This is a genomic window from Simplicispira piscis (assembly GCF_054783455.1).
In genome coordinates this window covers 22102-41398 of record NZ_BAAGQN010000018.1, presented here as the reverse complement: position 1 = coordinate 41398, position 19297 = coordinate 22102, and the positions used below count along the sequence as shown (strand labels likewise).

Here is a 19297-nt window from a genome sequence, read left to right as displayed (position 1 = left end):
TTTTGAGGTGCTTTTTGGCCTCTGGCGCTTTACTGCAAAGCGCTGGCTGCTATCAAAAAAGGAATCTGCCTGGTGCCCTCCCCCATCGCTCCCCACCCCGCCCGCTGGCTTGCAGCCACGGCTCTGGCTGCTGCCCTCACTGCCTGCGGCGGCGGCAGCTCGCCCGACCCACTGAACGAATACCGTACGCAGACCGTGCACTGGGCCGAATGCGACTCCACCATTCTGGGCAGGCCCATGAACAGCGAGCAGCCCACCGGGCGGCTGCAGTGCGCCCAGGTGCGCGCGCCGATGGACTGGAGCGAGCCCCAGCGCGGCGATGTCTCCCTGGCGGTCATGCGCATGGCGGCAGGCCGGCCCGAGGCGCGGCGCGGCGTGCTTTTCTTCAACCCCGGCGGGCCGGGCGGCGACGGGCTTTCCATGACGTTGCATCTGTGGGCTGCGTTCGCGGACAGCAATCCCGCCAGTTCCCAGGGCGCACAGCAGTTGCGGCTGCTGGATGAATACGACATGGTGGGCTTCTCGCCGCGCGGCGTGGGGGCCAGCACACGGCTGTCCTGTGCCACCAACGAGCTGACGCGCTTCGTGGACTACAGCGCGGCGGGGTGGGACACGCCCGAGAACATCGCCAACGTGCACTACAACGGCCGCAAGCAGGCCGAAGCCTGCGCGCGCAACCCCGTCACGCCGTACATCAACACCGACGCCACCGCACGCGACATGGATCTGCTTCGTGGCCTGCTGGGCGACGAGAAGCTCAACTATCTGGGCTACTCCTACGGCACCTGGCTCGGTGCTTGGTACGCCAGCCTGTTCCCTCAAAAGGTGAGCCGCATGGTGCTGGACAGCGCGACGGACTTCAGCGCCTCCATGGAGCAAATGCTGCACGGGCAGCCGCCCGCGCGCCAGCGCCTGTTCGACGAGGTGCTGGCACCCTACGCCGCGCGCCACCCAGACGCCTTCCGCCTGGGAGCCACCGAGGCTGAGGTGCGCACAGTCATGCCCCGCCTCGCGCCCCGCGTGCAGGCTGTCTTGGGCGGACCCTTGAGTCGGCTGAGCTACAGCCGCGGCAGCGCTGTCGGATACCTGAGCCACATCGCGGCGGCCCAGGGGCTGGACGCAGCGCTGCTCAGCGTGCCGGATGCAGCGGATGCCGATGCGGTGCATGACGCGCTGGCGCTGCACGCCTTCGCCCCCGGCAATGAGCCGCGCGACGCGCAACTGCGCGAGACGGCATGGAAACTCTATGACAACTACCGTAGCACCTGGCTGGAGCCTGAGGCGGAAAGCATCCGGCTCGACGACGCCACCGGCGTTGCGGTCCGCTGCAACGACACGCCCAGCACGACGGACCTGTCGGAGTGGATCGCCAAGGTGCGCCGCATCGCCCGGCAGGCGCCCATGCACTTCGGCGGGCTGCTGGCGCTGGATGCCTGCGCGTTCTGGGGCGGCCCCTCGGTGCGCAAGCCCGATCCGGCAGCCATGCAACAGCTCCCGGTGCTGTTCGTGCAGTCGCAGTACGACGGGGCCACCAACACCGACGACGCCAACCGCTTCTTCGCCCAGTTGCCCGGTGCCCGCCGCGTGTACGTGGCGGGTGACTTTCAGCACGGCGTTTACCCCTACAGCGACGCCTGCGTGGACCCCAAGGTGACCGCCCACCTGCTGGGCGAAACGCCTGCGCAGCGCGAAACCACGTGCCAGGGCCAGCCGTTGCAGGGCGAAGAGCCCACCGCAGACGCCATGCCCAAGGCCGAGGCGGCGGACAGTCCGCCCCCGGTTTACAAGAACCCCGAGAAGGCGCGTGCGCTCATCGACCGCTTCAAGCGCGGCCTGGTACCGCACTGATCACTTTTTCACCCTATCGCACCAAGGAAAACCATGCACAACCTCTCACGCCGCCACATGCTTGGCACCGCCGCCGCCCTGCTCGCTGGAGGGCTTGCCGCCTGCGGCGGCAGTGGCTCCGACTCCAGCGCGCCGCTCAGCACCACGCTGCTCGTTTACCTGCTGGGCTCCGACCTGGAGAGTGGCGGCGACTTGGGCACCAGCAACCTGCTGGAGATGCTGGCCGCGAAGGGCTCGACGCACACTCGCATCGTCATCACCACGGGAGGGGCCGACAAGGTCGACCCGGCGGGTCTCGTCACCAGCTGGAAAACCGTCAAGCGCTTCGAACTGGCGGAAGGCAAACTCAAGGAGCTGGCAGACCTCGGTGCGCAGAACATGGATTCAGGCAGCACGCTGCAAGACTTTGTGACGTGGGGCGTGCGTACTTACCCAGCCGACCGCACCATGCTGATGATGTGGGACCACGGCGGGGGTTACTACGGCTTTGGCAACGACGAAAACTTCCCTGACGACGGCGAGCCGATGATGCGAATGCACGTCATGGCCGCAGCGCTGCAAGGTGCAAAGGCCGCCACAGGGGTCACGCTCGACTATATCGGCTTCGACGCATGCCTGATGGCCACGCTGGAAGTTGCCAAGATACTCCAGCCCTATGCCCGCTACCTGGGTGCATCGCAGGAGCTGGAGCCCGGCTTGGGCTGGGACTGGACGACTGTGGTCGAGACTGCATCCCGCCAGCCCGCTCCCAGCATCCCGGAATTCGGCCGGGCGGCAGCCATTGCTTACTACGATAAGCAGATGCGCAGCAGCCCCGGCGGCAGCTTGGTGCCTTTTGGGTCCGACAACGTCACCTTTAGCATCATTGACCTGGCGCGCATTCCTGCCTTGCTGGAGCGGCTAGACGAATGGGCCCGTGCGGTACACGCCTACCATGACACCGCCCCCAAGCTGGCCAAGGCAGGCAGCGCAGGCATCTTCTGGCCGCCCATGTTCAAGCGGCCCCGCCAAATGGCCAAGAGCATCAGTACGGCCACAGCAAGCGCAGCCGTCGCAGAGGACGAAACCGTCGAACGCTGGAAGCAGGTCGCCATGGCACGTCTGAGCACCCTTGCCTTCGGGGGAAGTCCGAACATGAAGGAAGCCCTCGACCTGGTGGACCTGGGGCAGTTTGCCGCGCTGCTATTCGACCAGGGCATTGCCGCCGGCCCGCAAGCCGCCCTGCAGCAGGCGCTGCAAGACGCTGTTCTGTTCAACATCACCGGCTCCAAGGCCCGCAGCGCTCAAGGCCTGAGCATTTTCTTCCCTCTGGGCCAGCGCACCGCACAGCAGCGCGTCGTATATGACACATTCCGCATGCCCGCCGGGTACATAGGTTTGCTGGACCGCCATACGCAACAAGCGCAGCAAATGCCTTCGGTTATTTATGTAGCGCCGCTCCAAGCCGATGGCGAACTCATCGCAGGCGAAGTCGCCTCTCGGTATGGTGTGCAGCTGGCCGATCTGATGCAGGTGCAGTCCGTAAATGCCAACGTGGTCAAAGTCACGGGAACCACGCCCCTTGCAGTCTCCGGCGAGGGCAAGCTCGGCAAGGGCTACGGCACGGTCTATTTCAGTACGGATGCATGGTTGCAGCTCGACGGCCAGCCCCTGCTGCTCTACACCCTGAGCGTGCAAACGGCCGAAGACGGCGACCTTGAATCAGCGATGCTCGGCGCACCCGTGCGCCTGCAAAGCCGCACGGGCAACAGCGCTGCGCGCATCGTACTGCTGCTGATCCAATGTGAGCCCGACCCGGACACGGAAGAGCCGAAGTGCACCATCATTGGCGCGCGCGATATCGACCTGGACGACCCCGACAAACAGCCCGATCGCGTGGACCACCACCTCTACGCAGGTGACACGGTGGAGCCGCTCCACCTCCTCTACGACGTGCAGACCCAGGAACCCGTGCAGGAGCCCGGCGGCGGCCTGGCCATCACCTTCGGCAGGCCCATCACCCTGGCACCGGACAGTGCCCTGCGCCCCGAGCCCCTGGCCGCTGGCACGCACACGCTGATCCTGAGCGTGACCGACCTGGCCGACGGGGTGGGCTTCTCGCAGCCACTGAGCGTCACCATGTCGTAAATCAAAAAACGACATTGCGCTGTTCCTACGGCGATATGAAGAGCATCCGAACAGCATCGCGTTTCAGGGCGCAAAAATTGCGGACTGGAACGTGCAGAAGCGGGAGCGCTGACGAACTGGACAGTGTTCGTGGCCAACCCGCAGCGGGAACGACAGATTCTCCTGGGAAGACCGCATCGATGAAATTCGGGAAAAACTCAGATCGGATGAACACGCGCTCGACGTCTTCGATACGCGTCTGGCCCAGCTCGGCTGGCGCGAAGGACTTCGGCAGACTGGCGCTCTTCTCAGATTCAACTTTCGCGATGTCTACGTGTTTGAGGTAGCCGGGACATTTTCGCGACTCCCGGATGACTACGTACCACCTCTGGGCGTTACGAGCATCAAGTACAGCATCAACCTTTGCAACCTACCATCTCTCGATGTCACGGATGTTCGGCACATTCTCAATATATGACTGACGCGCACCCCCACACACGCTGAGATGTTCAGTGAATGTGTTGCATCGACCGGTTTGATCGTAAAAATTAACCCTGTAAAAATTCCTCTCGTGAGGCTTAACTTTTCCTATTCTGTAAAAACTTGCGCCTCAGTCAAATTGGGTAGAGAGCAAAAAATAAAAGCTGTAAAACTGCCATAGCAGACTGGATGTTGACATTCCTCCCCGGCCCGCACGCCCATCAAGGTCGACATCAAGCCGCATTCCATGGAGCAATTTGGAGTTGGAGTTGACCCGGTTCCGTGGACACATCATTCTTTGTGTTCAAGAAGTCGCAAATGTCCAAAGTACGACCGCCGTACCCGGCGCAATTTCGCCAGCAAATGGTCGAGCACGTGCGATGAGTTCGCCTTCCAGACTGGCGAAGAAGCTCTCGGCCATCGCATCGCTGCTCGACAGGTCAACTGTCGTATCCAACTCCCAGGTCAGCCCATAAAAACCTTCACGATTGAAGGTGTTGCGACGACCGGTTGAATCCGCCCTGACTGCCCTGGTCCGAATGGTGGATGACGCCCTTGGGTTTGCGCTGCTCAAGCGCCATGTTCAAGGCCGCCAGCACCAGGTCGGCGGTCATGCGCTCACCCATGGCCCAGCCCACCACACAGCGGCTCCAGACATCGATGACCACAGCCAGATAGAGGAAACCCATCCAGGTCGGCACATAGGTCATGTCGGCCACCCACAGCTGGTTCGGGCCAGTGGCGTGGAAGCGGCGATTGACCAGGTCATTGGCCGGGGTCTAACGTTTGTCGCGACGGGTGGTGACAGTGAAGCCTCTGCGCTTGCTGATGCCGTGGATAACTTCACCACCAACGCCTGGCCTGCGCGAAGATACAAAACAGGCCCGCAACCCAATTCGGGGTGGGGGGTCACTAAGCCTGTGACATCGTCGTTGCCGAACTCATGGCCAGCAATATCTTCAGCACTCCCGCAGGATGACCTTTGCAATCACGAAACCATGCAAGTCTGGCTGCCGGCTCGGGGGGCGTGAAATATGCGGGTAGCGTGCTTACCAACAATGCGTTACCGGTGCCCGCATGGACCCCATGGGCTGAGCGGAAAGGTTCCCGGGTCTTAAACCCCCGTCATACGCCGATGCACGCTCTGCGGCTCGCGCTCGAACGCCTCCATCAGGAAGCGGTCCTGCGGCTTCTCGGATGCCGTCTTGGGGATTTGGGTCAGCACCTGGATGAAGCCAGGCACCATGCCGGCCTCCAGGTGCTCACGGCACACGTCGAAGAGCTGCTGCGCGTCGAAGGTCGCCGCATCCTTGGGTACTACCGCGGCGACGACTTCCTTTTCACCTGGCGCGAGCTGCGTGCTGGCGATGCCGTAGACGTACACATCATCGACCACGCCAGATTCGGCGATCGCCTTCTCGATGAAGGCGGTGGCGATGAACTCGCCGTTGCGCCGGATGCCGCTGCCCTGGCGGTAGTCGAAATACAGCCAGCCATCCTGGTCTGCGTGCACCACGTCGCCCATGTGCAGCCAGCCGCCAGCGCACTTGCGCTGCGAGGCCTCGGAGTTGCCGAAATATTCCACGACAAAGGGCGCGCCGCTGGCGTGGCGCATCAGCAGCTCGCCTTGCTGGCCGGGGGGCACGTCGTTGCCGGCCTCGTTCACGATGCGGTGTTGCAGCAGAGACGGGGGCTTGCCGATGCTGCCCACAGGACCCTGGCCAAAGTGGTTGAAGCTCATCCCGCCTTCGGCCGCGCCGTAGAACTCCACGATCTGTACACCAAAGCGCTGGGAAAACTCGCGCCAGATGGCCGCAGGCATACCGGACGAGACGACAAAGCGCACGGGATTGTCGGCATCGTTGGCCTTGGGCGGTTCTGCGTAGACCGCCGTCGTCATGCCCCCCAGCAGCGTGAAGCTGGTGGCGCCGTATTGGCGCGTGATGTCCCACAGGCGCGATTTGGTGAAGCGCCGCGACAGCACACAGCGCAGGCGGCAGGCCAGGGCCGACCCCAGGGTGACGAGCTGGGCGTTGGCGTGCGTAAGCGACAGGCCCGAATAGAGCACGTCGTCCGCGCGGTAACCGAAAAGGCTCTGGGCAAGCTGCACGGTTTGGCAATAGCGTCGGTGCGTCATCACGATGCCCTTGGGGTCGCCTGTGGTGCCGGAAGTGAATATCAGCTCCAGCGCCGCGTCCGGGTCGGTGGTGAGAATGGGCAGGTCGGGCACATGCACTGGTGCCATCGCCTGCCAGTCAGCTACGCCGTCCCAGGCGGAAAGCGGCCGTTCGCCCTCGTCGGTGGCAAAGGCCATGGCCCAGCGCACGGCGGGCAGGCGCGCGTGCAGCGGTTGCAGGTGGGGCAAGGCGTAGTCGGCAGCAAAGACAGCGCTGCACTGGCTGTTGGTCAGCATGAAGTGCAGCTTGTCGCCCTTGGTGCGCGGATCGATGGGCACTACCGTGGCGCCCACGATTCCCGCCGCCACCATGGCCTCGACGAACTCGGCATGGTTGGCCATCAGCAGAGCCACGCGCTCACCGGGGACGATGCCCAGGTCCAGCATGGCCTGTGCCATGCGCCGGCCGTTGTCCCAGAGCTGGCGGTAGCTGCGCACATCGTCGGGGCGCACGTCACCGCCTTCGATGGTCAGCACGTTGAATTCCGGTAGCTCGGCCGCGCGGTTGGCGACCATGCCAGCGAAGACGTTGTCGGGGTAAAGGCTCATGCCATGGCCTCCTGTTCAACGGCCCAGCAGCGTGAGGCAGGCCACGGCCTCTTCGATGCCGGCCAGCCCGCCGCCGTTTTCCGCCAGCGCGATGCGCACGCCCGGTGCTTGGCGTGCCCCAGCTTCGCCGCGCAGTTGCGTCACCAGCTCAAACACCTGGCCCAGCCCGGTTGCACCAATCGGGTGGCCCTTGCTTTCGAGCCCCCCGGATGGGTTGATGGGGATCCGTCCGCCGAGGCTCGTTTCGCCGCGCTCTGCCGCCGGGCCGCCGTGCCCCATGGGCACCAGGCCCAGCAGCTCGGACTGAAGGACTTCGCCAATCGCCGTAGCGTCATGCACCTCGGCCACGCCCACGTCCTTGGGCGATACGCCGGCCTGCTCGTACAGGCGCTGCACGCCTTTGCGCACGAGATGGTTTTCCAGATCGCTCGCGGCCCGCTCGCTGCCGGTTTGCAGCACGCAGGCCAGCACGCGCACGGCACGGCGTGCATCGCCTTGCAGGCGCTTGAGGCCTGCGGCGTTGCAGACAATGGCCGCCGCCGCACCATCACTCACCGGCGAGCACATGGGCAATGTGAGCGGGTAGCTGATGGGCGGCGCAGCCAGCACCTGTGTCACGCTCATCGCGTCGCGGTACTGTGCCAGCGGGTTGTGCGCCGAGTGCCCATGGTTCTTGGCAGCCACCGCCGCGAACTGCTGCTGCGTGGTGCCGAATTCGCGCATGTGCATGCGGCCCATGGCGGCGTAAATGTCCATGAACAGGCTGTAGGGGCGAGGCGACTGGCTGCCCGGTGGGGGCGTGATGCCTGCACCCATGGCCAGCAGGCGCTCTTTGCCGGCTTCGGTGTCATGCACGTCCCAGGCGCCGTCGAAGGCCGCGAACATGCGGGCCTTGTCGTCGATGCACATCTTCTCCGCGCCCACGGCGAGCACGATGTCGGACGCGCCGCTGCGCACGTGCTGCACGGCCAGGTGCAGCGCCGTGCTGGCACTGGCGCAAGCGTTCTCCACATTGACGACGGGAATGCCCTGCACCCCCATGGCGCGCAGCGCGAGCTGCCCGCGCACCATGTGCTGGCCCTCCATGTGGCCCTGCGTGGCGTTGGAAAAATAGGCGGCCTGCAGTTGCCCGGCGTCACAGCCGGCATCCTGCAGCGCTGCAGTGACGGCCTGGCGTGTGAGGTCTTTGACGCTCCATTGCGGGTGTCGGCCGAACAGCGTCATGCCGACGCCAGCGATGTAGATTGCTTCCACGGGGTGCTCCCAGGTCAATAGAAATGATCAGCCCTGCCATGTCCGGCGTTCCGTGCAGCCGGAGGAGGGCGCAGTCTTCACTTCAGCGCGTACCACGCGACGCCATTTCCATCCACGGTGCAATCCACGGCACGTTCTGCGATGAGGTAGTTCATGCAAGCCACGGCTTCCCCCGTGGCGAGACTCAGTTGCTGTTCATCCTTCTCGCCGATGGAGCGGTGAAACAGGGCGGGGAATACGTCCACGATCCGCTGCGGTCCACCCTGCAACTGCTGGCGCAGCCGCACCAGCGCCTGGGTCTGGTTGGCCTTGAGCGCGTGCAGGCGTTCGTGCAGTCCGTAAAAGGGTTCGTTGTGGGAGGGCAGCACCAGCACATCGGCGGGCACCATCTGCAGCAGCTTTTCCAGCGATTCGTACCACTCCTTGAGCGGGTTGGCCTGGGGTTCGCTGGCGAACACCGAAACGTTGGACGAAATCCGCGGCAGCACCTGATCGCCCGCGATCAGCAGCTTCAGGTCCGGGCAGTAAAGGCTGATATGTTCCGGCGAGTGGCCACTGGTGGTGACCGCCTGCCAGGTATGCGTGCCCAATGAAATCTGTTCTCCATCTTGCAGGCGTCGGAAGCTCTCTGGCAGTGCGTGGATGTGCTTGCCAAAACTGCCGAAGCGGCTGCGATAGCTTTCGATAGCAGCCTCGGACCAGCCGGCGCGCCGACAGAACAGCACGCCGTCGGGCGGTGCCTCACGGCTCGTGTCGGCGTGCATGACGCGGCAGGTGAGGTATTCAAGGCGGCTCATGTAGAGCGGTACACCGGCGCGGCGCGTGAACCAACCCGCGAGGCCGATGTGGTCGGGGTGCATGTGCGTGGCGTACACACCCTGCAGCGGGCGCGCCAGCGGCCCCTGGGCCATGAGTGCCAGCCATGCTGCCACGGTGCCGGGGTCGTTCAGACCGGTGTCCACCAGCACCCAGCCATCGTGCGTTTCGATGGCCCAGACGTTGATGTGGTCCAGCCGGAATGGCATGGACAGCCGGATCCAGTGCACGCCAGGGGCGATTTCCGCCGCATGACCTGGAGCAGGTGGCTCGAAAGGGTACTGTAGTGCGGTGGTTTCGGGCTTCGACATACGAAAAAAGCTGGTGTGAAGGTTCAAATGCCCGTGAGTCCACCCGTGCACAGCACGGTCTGGCCACTCACGTAGTCGGACTCGGGAATGCAGAACAGGTAGGCCGCACCGGCAGCCTCCTGCGGCGTACCAGCCCTGCCCAGCGGGATGCTGCGCTCCATCATGGCCATCAGATCCGGGTTCACGCCCACCTTGATCTCGCGCCCCTCGACCTCGATGGTGGCGTTCCCGTCCGAGGTGGCCTCGGTCGCGCGGGTCTTGATGAGGCCATAGGCCACGCAATTGACCGTCGTATTCAAGCGGCCCCATTCCTTGGCCAGTGTCATGGTCAAGCCCATGATGCCGGCCTTGGCGGCGGAGTAGTTGGCCTGGCCGGCATTGCCGAAGACGCCTGAAACCGAGGAAATATTGACCACCTTGCGCACTACGCGGCGGCCTGCCGCTGAATCGGCATGGCTCAGCGCTCGAATCACCGGCTGAGCCGCCCGCAGAATGCGGAACGGCGCGGTCAGGTGTACGTCGATCATCGCCTCCCACTGTTCGTCGCTCATCTTCTGGATGACGTTGTCCCAGGTGTAGCCAGCGTTGTTGATGAGGATGTCCAGCCCGTCGAACGTCTCGGTGGCGGTGCTGATGAGCCGATCGGCGAAACCGGCATCAGTCACATTGCCGCAGCAGGCCACTGCCTCGCCCCCCAGCGCGAGAATTTCCTGGCGCACGGCTTCGGCGGGCGCATCGTCAAGGTCGTTGAGGACAAGCCTGGCACCTTCGCTCGCAAGCTTGATGGCCATCGCACGGCCGATGCCCCGCCCTGAGCCGGTGACCACAGCCACCTTGCCACGCAACTTTTCCGTCATCGTGTGCTCTCGTGTTTACTGGGGGGGCGCCGCTTCGGCATCGTAGGCGTCGGCGCTGCCTTGCTGGCGCAGGATGGCGCGCTGGATCTTGCCAGTCGCCGTTTTTGGCAGGCTATCCATTTGGCGCAGGTAGCGTGGCTTGGCAAAGCGCGGCAGTTGCGCGCTGGCCTGGCGGACGATGTCCGCCATGTCCAGCGTCGCACCTTCGCTGGGCACCAGGGCCAGCATCACCTCATCTTCGCCGCCCGCACCCTGCGCCGGTACGGCATAGGCCGCCACTTCGTGGATGCCGGGCAACTGTCCGACCACAGCTTCAACTTCAGTGGCCGAGATGTTTTCGCCCCGGCGACGGATGCAGTCCTTGATGCGGTCCACGAAGGTGATGAGTCCTTGCGCGTCCCGTATGCCCGCGTCCCCGGTATGGAACCAGAGGTTGCGCCATGCTTCGACCGTCTTTTCCGGAACGTTCAGGTAGCCTGCCATGAAGCCGAAAGGCACCTTGGGCCGCACCAGGATTTCGCCGGTCTGCCCGGCTGGCACAGGCGCATCGGTGTCGGGGTCGGCAATGCAGATTTCGTAACGGTCCTCGTGCGCCCAGCCTGCGGCATTCGGTGCGGAATGCCCAAGCCGGCCCCAGATGGGAATGCCAACCTCGGTCATGCCAAATCCGGACAGGACGTCTTTCACACCAAAGCGTTCGCGGAACACGGCTTCGTGCTGGGCGGGGTTGGGGCCGCTCATGCAGGCGCGCAGGTTGTGGTTCCGGTCCTGCGCCGTGGGCGGCTGGTTGATGACGAACATGGCCGTTGTGCCCAGGTGGTGGGTCAGCGTGGCGCCGGTTGCACGGATGTCGGCGAGCCAGGTGCTGGCGCTGAAGCGCTGCTTCAGGAAAGCCGGGATGCGCGCCAGCACCGTGGTTCCCAGTTGCATGAACAGGCCATTGGCGTGGAACAGGGGAAGGCAGATGTAGTACTTGTCGTGCGCAGCGACCTCCATGCTGCGCATGGCACCCAGGCCGAACATGGCGCAGTGGCAGTGCGGCATCAGCACGCCTTTGCTTGGCCCGGTGGTTCCGGACGTGTACATGATGCAAAAGATGTCCTGTGGCTGCGGCGCAGGGCCCTTCCAGGGGGGGCTGGCCTCGTTGTCCAACCAGGCCACGTGGCGCCAGCGGCCGGGCACGGTGGCATGACCCTCGCCCAATACGATCAGGGTCTTGAGATGGGGCAGTTCATCAGCCTGGCTGACAATATGTTCGACCAGTGCTGCGTCCACCACGATGGTTGCCAGTTGGCAATCGTTCAACTGGTGACGCAGGAACGAAGAGCGCAGCTCGGTGTTGAGCATCACTGCAGTAGAGCGCAGGTAACCAATGCCGAACACGGTGGTCGCCATGGCGCAACTGTTGGACATGAAAACGCCCACACGTTCTTCAGGCTGTACACCCAACTGGTGCAGGAAGCCGGCAAAACGCTGACTGTCCGTGAAGGCATGTCCCACGGTGAGGGCGCTGCCCTGGCTGTCGTGCAGCCAGGGCGTGTCGGGTTGGCTGGCGGCCCATTCGCTCAATGCATCGGTGAGCGTGCAGGCGTGGGGTTCATGGATGCGGCTGTACATGGTCCAGATCCTCAGTGGCATGAAATGTCAACGCACAGCATGATCAAACGTCCAATTGCTGGAGCCAGGGGAGATGGGCCATTGCCTCCGCAGGCTCTGGCTCCAGCTCCGACCCCATGAGGCCATTCCAGCGGTTGAACCAGCCGGCCATGGCCACGCAGGACACGATCTCCACGATTTCCTCTTCAGAGAAGACCTGCTTGGCCTGCTCCATAGCCCGTGCCGGTTCGCGCACCGGCAGGCGCCCCCCGGCGGTGGCGATGGCCAGCGCCTTTCGTTCCTGTTCCGTGTACCGGGGATCGTTCTGGTACGACGGCAACGCGGCCAGCTTGTCCCAGTCAACGCCCAGGTGGTTGGCAGCATGTACGAGGTGCGTTGTCGTATAGCGGCAGCGCGCACCACGTGCGGCTTCCGCCGCGATCAGAAAGCGCAGGGATTGCGGTAGCAGGCCATCGCCACGCAGTGTCACGCCCAGCAGCTTGAGCAGCGCTGGCACCACACCAGGCTTGCGTGCCATGGTCAGCAGCGCGTTGGGACGGTAACCGACGAAATTCACCAGATCCTCGAGTACCGGATCTTGGGAGCGGGGGTCGCTTTCATGCAGCGGTGCGATGCGTGCGCAGGTGTTGGCGTTCATGGAAGTGTCTGTGTTGGGCATGCGTTGAGCATGTCGGGTCATGTTGCGGAACCTGTCGTGATGAGGCCTTCGACATGGGCGCGCTGGGCATTGAGCTCCTGCGCCGTGCCAGACCAGGCGACCTGGCCGTGGTCCAGCACGTACTGGCGGTGGGCCAGCTTCATGGGAACCTTAAGGTTCTGCTCCACCAGGACGATGCCGGTGCCCTGGCTATGGACTTCGCTGAACACCCGAACCAGTTGGTCCACGATGACGGGCGCCAAGCCTTCGGTGGGTTCGTCAAGCAGGAGGATGCGGGGATTGCTCAGCAAGGCGCGTCCGATGGAAAGCATCTGCTGCTCCCCGCCGGAAAGATGGTCGCCACCGAAGTTCAACCGCTCTGCCAGGCGCGGAAAGACCTCCAGCACCCGCTCAATGGTCCAGTGCCCCGGCTGGTGTGCCAGAGTGCCAATCTTCAGGTTTTCCAGTACCGTCAAGTTAGGGAAGATCCGGCGTGTGTCGGGTACCAGCGCCACGCCGAGCTTGGCAATGGCTTCCACGCCGAATCCTGAAATGTCTTGCTCACCCAGCAGACGTCGACCAGCGACCAGAGGCATCAAGCCCATCAGGGCTTTGAGCAGAGTGGTCTTGCCCGCGCCGTTGCGTCCGACGATGGCGACGATTTCATGGGCATCGATACGTACGGAAATTTCTTCCAGCGCCAGGGCTTGTCCATACTTGACGCTAGCTTTTTCGAGTTCGATCACAGGGCGTCCTCCCCAAGGTAAATCGAGCGCACCGATTCGTTTTTGCGAATGTCCTCGGGAGACCCACAGGCGATGACAGAACCGTTGCTCATGACCACGATTTCGTGGGAAAGAGACATCACCGCATCCATGTTGTGCTCGATCAGGAGCACCGTCCGCCCCACCGCGACCTTCTGGATCAATTCCAGTGCTGCCTGAATTTCATGGTGGCCAATGCCGGCCAGTGGCTCGTCCAACAGCAGAATCTTGGGGTCGGGCAGCAAGGTCACGCCCAGCTCCAACGAGCGTTGCAAGCCATAGGGCAGCGTGCCCGCGATGTCGTCGCGGTGGGCGGCAAGCCCTGTCAGCTCCAGGATGGCATCGAGTTGCTCTTGGAACTGCTTGTCGAAGCTGCTGCTTGCCCAGAAAGGCTGGAATCCCGGTCGGCGGGACTGGGCCGCGATCAGCAGATTCTCAGCAACCGTCATCTCTCCGAAGATCTTGATGATCTGGAAGCTGCGCCCAATGCCCATGCGGGCCCGTTCGTAAGCGGGACGCTGGCTGATTTCCTGGCCGCGGCAGAACACCTTGCCGTCATGGCGCATTTGCCGCCCGGCCAGGACATTGAGCAGCGTCGTCTTGCCCGCGCCGTTGGGCCCGATCAGGCCGTAAATGCGTCCTTCTTGAAAATCATGGCTGACGTCGTTGACGGCCCTCAGGGCGCCATAACTCACGGTCACACCCTCGCATTTGAGTGCTACCTGGCTCATCGTGCACCTCCCCGGCGATTTTTCTGGTAAGTCGCGAAACCCTTCTCCAGTTCACCGATGATGCCGCGCGGGAAGAAGATGGTCGCGAGGATGAACACTGTGCCCAGAACGCCATACCAGTACTCGGTCCAACTGCTCAGCCATTCCTTCAGGAACTCGAAGACCAGCACGCCGACGGTTGCGCCCCAGAGCGTGCCGGAGCCGCCCAGCAGTGTCATGATGATGACGTCCCCAGATGTTGTCCAATGCAGCATCTGGGGGTTCATGTACATCAGCAGCGAAGCCAGCAAGGCACCCGCCAGGCCGCTCAGGGCTCCAGAAATCACGAAGGTGATTTGCTTGTAGCGGTTGACGTTGAAGCCCAACTGATCGGCACGGGTTTCATTGTCCCGGATTGCTGCGATCACGCGTCCGAACGGCGAGCTGCGCAGGGATATCACCGCCAGCATGACCAAGGCATATAGGCCCAGAACAAACCAGTAGTAGTTCACAGGATCGAAGAAGTCGATGCCCAGAAAATTGGGGCGTTCGACGCCGGAGATGCCATCCGAACCGCCCGTGAAGCTTCGCAGCTTGCTGTCGGCCAGGATGAAGATCAACTGCGATAGCGCCAAGGTGACCAGGGCGAAGAAGATGCCGGAGACCCGCAGGGCGAAAAAGCTGAAAAGCAGAGCAAAAGCCGCACCCACGGCAATAGCAAGGACTGCTCCGCCATAGAACGGCAGACCGTATTTCTGGGTTGCCAGGGCCACCGCGTAGCCGCCCACTCCCAGGAAGGTGGCATGCCCGAAGGACACCATGCCCAGCGAGCCGAAGACGAAATCGAATCCGATGGCGAAGATTGCCCAAATGGCCGCCAATGTGAGCAACTGGATCATGGCCTCCCCTGGACTGAGGAAGGGCAGCACGATGCTCGCCGCAGCCAGCAGCAAGCCAAAGTAAATATCAAATTTGGTGAGCTTCATGCCGTCCTCGCCGTCCGGTGGAACAGGCCCTGCGGGCGCGTCAAAAGGGTGCCAATCAGCAGCACGAAAGTCATGATGTCCACCCAGCCTGGCATATACACATAGCCGATGGCGCGGACCATGCCGATCAGCATTGATGCAGCGATCGCCCCACGGATATTCCCGAGGCCACCCAGAATGACAACGATGAAGCAGTCGATGATGGTGTTGGTCGCCATGCCCAGCTCGATCGGGAACAACGGCGCTGCAATGGAACCGGCAAGGCCGGACAGTCCACAGCCGATGGCGAAGACCGCCATGCGGATGGTGCCCACCGGCAGTCCCAGGATGCGCACCATTTCTGCGTCGCTGCTTGCGGCCCGCACAAGCATGCCGAAAGTGCTTTTCTCCAGCACGAGGTAGAGCCCCACCGAAATGAGGGCGCCGAATCCGATCACGAAAAGCCGGTACATAGGGATTGTGCTGCCCAGCATGTCCACCGTGCCACTCCACAGTTGCGGAATCGGTACCTCCTGGTAGCCCGGTCCCCAGAAGAAGCGCACCAGGTCGCTCAGCACCAGGATCAGCCCGAAGGTCAGGATCAATTGGTAGAAATGGGGGCGTTCATAGAGTGGGCGCAGCGTGAGTTTTTCAACCACCGCCCCCACCAGTGCGGTGAAGAGTGTGGCAACCAGCGCCCCCATGAGAAAAGAGCCTGTGCGCCTTCCTGTCTCATACGAGATATAGGCGCCGAGCATGTAAATGGCGCCGTGGGCGAAATTGATCACGCCCAGCATGCCAAAGATGAGCGTCAGGCCCGCTGCCAGTAGGAACAGCAGCATACCCAAGCTCAAGCCAATCACAATAGTTGACATATCGATTCACCGGGTAGGAGTAACCAGGTTGCACGCAGGCTCCCAGCGGAGCCTGCGCGCGGTGCGGTCCTCAGTTTTTGCAGGGTGCGAAAAGCTTCTCTTCGGGGAAGACCTTGGTGACCTTCATCGTCAAAGCCGGGGCTGGCGGGGTGCCATGCACCACCTCACTCCAGAATCCAGGCTGTGCCGCTTGATGGTCGCAGGCACGCATGGTTTTCTTACCTTCAACGGAGTTTTCGCGAACGCTGGTCGCAAATGCGTCCACCCACTTTTCCTTGTCCCAGGAGCCGGTCTTTTCCACCGTGTCGAGCCACCATGCCATGCCGTCGTAGGCCTCTCCTGCCGTCATGCTGGGGAACATGCCGAACTTCTTCCGATAGGCCTCAACGAACTTCTGGTTCGCCGCGTTGTCGACGGTGTAGTGGTAGCGCTGGCCGGAGTTGACACCCACTGCAGCCGGCCCAACGGCCGCCACCATCGTGTCATCGGCAGCCACGGGACCGAAAAGCAGTTTGGTTTTGCCCAGATTGACTTGGCCGGCTTGCTTGAGGAAGGTGACCACGTCGGAGCCGGTCATCATTAGCAACACGCCGTCAGCGTTCGACTTGGCTACCTTGTCAACGATCGACGAGTAGTCGCGGTTGCCAAATGGGGGGAAGTCTTCGCCCACGACCTCTATGCCGTTGGGTTCGAGTTGGGATTTGATCCAAACGTAGCCGTCACGGGTGGCCTGGTAGTCGGCGGTGACCGCGTAGATTCGTTTGAGTTTCTTTTCCTGCATGTACACCAGTGCCATGCGGTTTTCCATGTCCAGGTTGTTGGAGGTGCGGAACGTGTAGCGGGAGCCGCCGGGCACGGTGATCTTGTCGTCTGCCGAAATGGTGACAAGATGGGGGATCTTGCGCTGTTTGGTCACGTTCATGACTGCCAGCGTCGATGAGGAGCTCAGCGCTCCAAAAATCATGTGAGAGCCTTCGGAGATCAGCTTGGTGGCTTTCTGGACGGCTGGTTGAGGCTTGGTCTCATCGTCCTCCCAGGTGATTTCGATCGGAACGCCCAGCACCTTGCCGCCGCGTTCCTCCACGGCGATCTGCACCCCCCGCCGCATGTCCTCGCCCAACAAGCCATATGGTCCGGAGAGGGACAGCACACCGCCGATCTTGAATTTCTCCGGCTTGGACTGTGCGTACCCCGTGGACGCCATTCCGATGGTGGCCGCTGCTGCGACCACCATGCTTTTCCTGAACCATTGCGCAAAATTTCCCATGATTTGTCTCCTGTGGTTGATCTAAAAAATTTCCTGATTAGCCGATACGGGCAGAAATTCCGCCGTCGACCATGATTTCGGCGGAAGTAACGTATTTGGATTCGTCACTCGCCAGCCATAGGGCTGTGTATGCCACGTCCCATGCTTCTCCCATATGGCCCATGGGGCACTGTTTGTCCCGCTTTTCCAGCGTTTCTTCCAGCGATGCTTCTTGGTATCCGTCTGCCAGTTTCAGCAACGGTTGCCGAACCATCGGCGTATTCATCAGGCCCGGCATCAGCACGTTCGAGCGGATGCCCTGTTGGGCATATTGCAAGGCGACGCTGCGTGAAAAGCCGAGCACCGCAGCTTTCGAGGCGCTGTAGGAGACATAGGCCACACCGCTGTCACGCGCGCCGGCCACCGAACCGATGTTGACGATGCTCCCCTTGCCTTTCCTGAGCATGGAGGGAATGGCATGTTTGCAGGTGAGGAACATGGAAGTCAGATTGACGTCGAAAACCATGCGCCAGTCCTCCAGGCTCTGTTCGACGACCCCGCCCATTCGGGCGGTGCCGACGTTGTTCACCAGAATGTCGATGTCGCCAAAGGTAGCGATGCAGTCCTGGATCAACGACTCCACCGCGCCAGGATCGGTCACATCGCATTGGGCGACGCTCATGGTTCCGCCCTCCTGGCGCACGATCGCTTCGGTTTCTCGCGCGGCATCCAGATGAATGTCGCAGCCATAAACCTTGGCGCCCTCGCGGGCGAACAGCACGGCCATGGCCTTGCCATTGCCCCAACCGGGGCCCGACGATCCGCAACCGGTCACCAGGGCTACCTTGCCTTCCAAGCGTTTCGCCATGCCGTACTCCTTACTGTGCTTGGCCATAGAGGGTCACGACGGTGGCACCGCCCAGTCCGGCGTTGTGTTGCAGGGCAAACCGCGCGCCTTCCACTTGGCGCTCTTCGGCGCTGCCGCGGATCTGGTGAACCAGCTCATAGCATTGCGCTAGGCCGGTCGCGCCAAGCGGATGGCCTTTCGACAGCAACCCACCCGAGGGGTTGACGACGACGGCGCCGCCGTAGGTATTGCTGTCGGACTCGACGAAGGCCTGGCCTTCGCCGATGCCGCAAAAGCCCAGGCCCTCGTAGCTGAGCAGCTCGTTCTGTGCGAAGCAGTCGTGCAGCTCGCACACGTCGATGTCCTGCGGCCCAATGCCCGATGCCTCATAGACCTGGCGGGCGGCCTCGCGCGTCATGTCAAAGCCCACGATGGAAATGCCTGACTTGTCGCTGAACGCGCCGGGGCGGTCAGACACCAGCGACTGGGCCAGCACTTGCACACGGGGGTCCAGCCCCATCTTTTGGGCAAACTTCTTGCTCACGAAGACCGCCGCAGCGGCACCGCAGGTCGGTGGGCAAGCCATGAGACGGGTCATGGTGCCGGGCACCAGAGCGGCGCTGGCCAGCACCTCTTCCACTGTTACCTCCCTGCGGAACAGTGCCAGCGGGTTGCGCGCGGCGTGGCGGCTCGCCTTGGCGCGGATACGGGCAAAGGTTTCCAGGGAGGTGCCGTACCGGTCCATGTGCTCGCGGCCCGCTGCAGCGAAGTAGCGAATCGCCATGGGCAGCTCGGGATGACCAAACACCTCATCCATGACCCCGTTGAAGCGGTCGAGCGGGTCGGGCCGGTCATCCCAGTGCGCCTTCAGGGCGCCCGAGGGCATCTGCTCGAAGCCCACTGCCAGTGCGCAGTCGGCCGACCCGTTGGCAACTGCTTTCCGCGCAAGGTACAAGGCGGTTGAGCCGGAGGAGCAATTGTTGTTGACGTTGATCACCGGCACGCCGGTCATGCCGACCTCATAGACCGCGCGCTGGCCGCTGGCCGAGTCGCCATATACATAGCCTGCATAGACGTCCTGAATATCGGAGTACGCCAGTCCTGCGTCCTGTAGCGCCTGGCGGATCGCCAGCGCGGCCATTTCCGGGTACGGCAGGTTGTCGCCAGGTTTCTTGAAAGGGGTCATGCCGACACCGGCGACGAGAACGGGTTCTTGCATTGCGATACCTCCAGGTTGAA

At 62.8% G+C, this 19297-nt stretch carries 16 protein-coding genes and 1 pseudogene; 3 read left to right on the top strand and 14 right to left on the bottom strand.

The window, feature by feature from the left end; all coding sequences use genetic code 11:
* Nucleotides 1–72 precede the first annotated feature (72 nt).
* From ACYVOC_RS13695 to ACYVOC_RS13685, 3 genes are all read left to right on the top strand, one after another.
* Nucleotides 73–1848: an alpha/beta fold hydrolase gene (locus ACYVOC_RS13695; protein ID WP_461162169.1), complete on the top strand. Its 1776-nt coding sequence runs from the start codon at nucleotides 73–75 to the stop codon at nucleotides 1846–1848.
* Between the two features lie 33 nt (nucleotides 1849–1881).
* On the top strand, nucleotides 1882–3975 hold the full coding sequence (locus ACYVOC_RS13690) for a clostripain-related cysteine peptidase (protein WP_461162168.1): 2094 nt from the start codon (nucleotides 1882–1884) through the stop codon (nucleotides 3973–3975).
* 175 nt (nucleotides 3976–4150) lie between these two features.
* Complete coding sequence (locus ACYVOC_RS13685; RefSeq protein WP_461162297.1) at nucleotides 4151–4432, top strand: PD-(D/E)XK motif protein; 282 nt, start codon at nucleotides 4151–4153, stop codon at nucleotides 4430–4432.
* A 523-nt stretch (nucleotides 4433–4955) separates the two neighbouring features.
* Here ACYVOC_RS13685 and ACYVOC_RS13680 read toward each other — a convergent pair.
* The 14 genes and pseudogenes from ACYVOC_RS13680 to ACYVOC_RS13615 form a co-directional block, all read right to left on the bottom strand.
* A pseudogene (locus tag ACYVOC_RS13680) lies at nucleotides 4956–5183 on the bottom strand (transposase); the annotation flags it as partial.
* 365 nt (nucleotides 5184–5548) lie between these two features.
* Nucleotides 5549–7159, bottom strand: coding sequence for an AMP-binding protein (locus tag ACYVOC_RS13675; RefSeq protein ID WP_116002941.1), 1611 nt, complete (start codon nucleotides 7157–7159; stop codon nucleotides 5549–5551).
* 15 nt (nucleotides 7160–7174) lie between these two features.
* Nucleotides 7175–8413 (bottom strand): thiolase family protein, encoded by a 1239-nt coding sequence (locus ACYVOC_RS13670; RefSeq protein ID WP_461162167.1) that lies wholly within the window; start codon nucleotides 8411–8413, stop codon nucleotides 7175–7177.
* A gap of 77 nt (nucleotides 8414–8490) precedes the next feature.
* Nucleotides 8491–9540, bottom strand: coding sequence for an MBL fold metallo-hydrolase (locus tag ACYVOC_RS13665; protein WP_116002940.1), 1050 nt, complete (start codon nucleotides 9538–9540; stop codon nucleotides 8491–8493).
* A gap of 23 nt (nucleotides 9541–9563) precedes the next feature.
* Complete coding sequence (locus ACYVOC_RS13660) at nucleotides 9564–10397, bottom strand: SDR family NAD(P)-dependent oxidoreductase (RefSeq protein WP_116002939.1); 834 nt, start codon at nucleotides 10395–10397, stop codon at nucleotides 9564–9566.
* Nucleotides 10398–10412: 15 nt separating this feature from the next.
* Nucleotides 10413–12014, bottom strand: coding sequence for an AMP-binding protein (locus tag ACYVOC_RS13655; protein ID WP_461162166.1), 1602 nt, complete (start codon nucleotides 12012–12014; stop codon nucleotides 10413–10415).
* Between the two features lie 43 nt (nucleotides 12015–12057).
* Nucleotides 12058–12651, bottom strand: a complete 594-nt coding sequence (locus tag ACYVOC_RS13650; protein WP_461162165.1) for a carboxymuconolactone decarboxylase family protein — start codon at nucleotides 12649–12651, stop codon at nucleotides 12058–12060.
* A gap of 38 nt (nucleotides 12652–12689) precedes the next feature.
* Nucleotides 12690–13397, bottom strand: coding sequence for an ABC transporter ATP-binding protein (locus ACYVOC_RS13645; protein WP_116002936.1), 708 nt, complete (start codon nucleotides 13395–13397; stop codon nucleotides 12690–12692).
* A complete protein-coding gene (locus tag ACYVOC_RS13640; RefSeq protein ID WP_116002935.1) occupies nucleotides 13394–14146 on the bottom strand; it encodes an ABC transporter ATP-binding protein in 753 nt (250 codons plus the stop codon). The genes ACYVOC_RS13645 and ACYVOC_RS13640 overlap by 4 nt, the downstream gene beginning before the upstream one ends.
* Nucleotides 14143–15111: a branched-chain amino acid ABC transporter permease gene (locus ACYVOC_RS13635; protein ID WP_116002934.1), complete on the bottom strand. Its 969-nt coding sequence runs from the start codon at nucleotides 15109–15111 to the stop codon at nucleotides 14143–14145. Before ACYVOC_RS13635 ends, ACYVOC_RS13640 begins: the two co-directional genes overlap by 4 nt.
* Nucleotides 15108–15965: a branched-chain amino acid ABC transporter permease gene (locus ACYVOC_RS13630; RefSeq protein ID WP_116002933.1), complete on the bottom strand. Its 858-nt coding sequence runs from the start codon at nucleotides 15963–15965 to the stop codon at nucleotides 15108–15110. Before ACYVOC_RS13630 ends, ACYVOC_RS13635 begins: the two co-directional genes overlap by 4 nt.
* A 70-nt stretch (nucleotides 15966–16035) precedes the next feature.
* Nucleotides 16036–17232, bottom strand: coding sequence for an ABC transporter substrate-binding protein (locus ACYVOC_RS13625; RefSeq protein ID WP_116002932.1), 1197 nt, complete (start codon nucleotides 17230–17232; stop codon nucleotides 16036–16038).
* Between the two features lie 37 nt (nucleotides 17233–17269).
* Nucleotides 17270–18079: an SDR family NAD(P)-dependent oxidoreductase gene (locus ACYVOC_RS13620; RefSeq protein ID WP_116002931.1), complete on the bottom strand. Its 810-nt coding sequence runs from the start codon at nucleotides 18077–18079 to the stop codon at nucleotides 17270–17272.
* A gap of 10 nt (nucleotides 18080–18089) precedes the next feature.
* A complete protein-coding gene (locus ACYVOC_RS13615) occupies nucleotides 18090–19277 on the bottom strand; it encodes a lipid-transfer protein (RefSeq protein ID WP_116002930.1) in 1188 nt (395 codons plus the stop codon).
* Nucleotides 19278–19297: the final 20 nt, after the last annotated feature.

Coding starts and splice junctions, on each gene's coding strand:
- ACYVOC_RS13690 (WP_461162168.1), top strand. CDS start 1,882: ATGCACAACCTCTCACGCCGCCACATGCTTGGCACCGCCGCCGCCCTG.
- ACYVOC_RS13675 (WP_116002941.1), bottom strand. CDS start 7,159: ATGAGCCTTTACCCCGACAACGTCTTCGCTGGCATGGTCGCCAACCGC.
- ACYVOC_RS13665 (WP_116002940.1), bottom strand. CDS start 9,540: ATGTCGAAGCCCGAAACCACCGCACTACAGTACCCTTTCGAGCCACCT.
- ACYVOC_RS13660 (WP_116002939.1), bottom strand. CDS start 10,397: ATGACGGAAAAGTTGCGTGGCAAGGTGGCTGTGGTCACCGGCTCAGGG.
- ACYVOC_RS13655 (WP_461162166.1), bottom strand. CDS start 12,014: ATGTACAGCCGCATCCATGAACCCCACGCCTGCACGCTCACCGATGCA.
- ACYVOC_RS13650 (WP_461162165.1), bottom strand. CDS start 12,651: ATGAACGCCAACACCTGCGCACGCATCGCACCGCTGCATGAAAGCGAC.
- ACYVOC_RS13640 (WP_116002935.1), bottom strand. CDS start 14,146: ATGAGCCAGGTAGCACTCAAATGCGAGGGTGTGACCGTGAGTTATGGC.
- ACYVOC_RS13635 (WP_116002934.1), bottom strand. CDS start 15,111: ATGAAGCTCACCAAATTTGATATTTACTTTGGCTTGCTGCTGGCTGCG.
- ACYVOC_RS13630 (WP_116002933.1), bottom strand. CDS start 15,965: ATGTCAACTATTGTGATTGGCTTGAGCTTGGGTATGCTGCTGTTCCTA.
- ACYVOC_RS13625 (WP_116002932.1), bottom strand. CDS start 17,232: ATGGGAAATTTTGCGCAATGGTTCAGGAAAAGCATGGTGGTCGCAGCA.
- ACYVOC_RS13620 (WP_116002931.1), bottom strand. CDS start 18,079: ATGGCGAAACGCTTGGAAGGCAAGGTAGCCCTGGTGACCGGTTGCGGA.
- ACYVOC_RS13615 (WP_116002930.1), bottom strand. CDS start 19,277: ATGCAAGAACCCGTTCTCGTCGCCGGTGTCGGCATGACCCCTTTCAAG.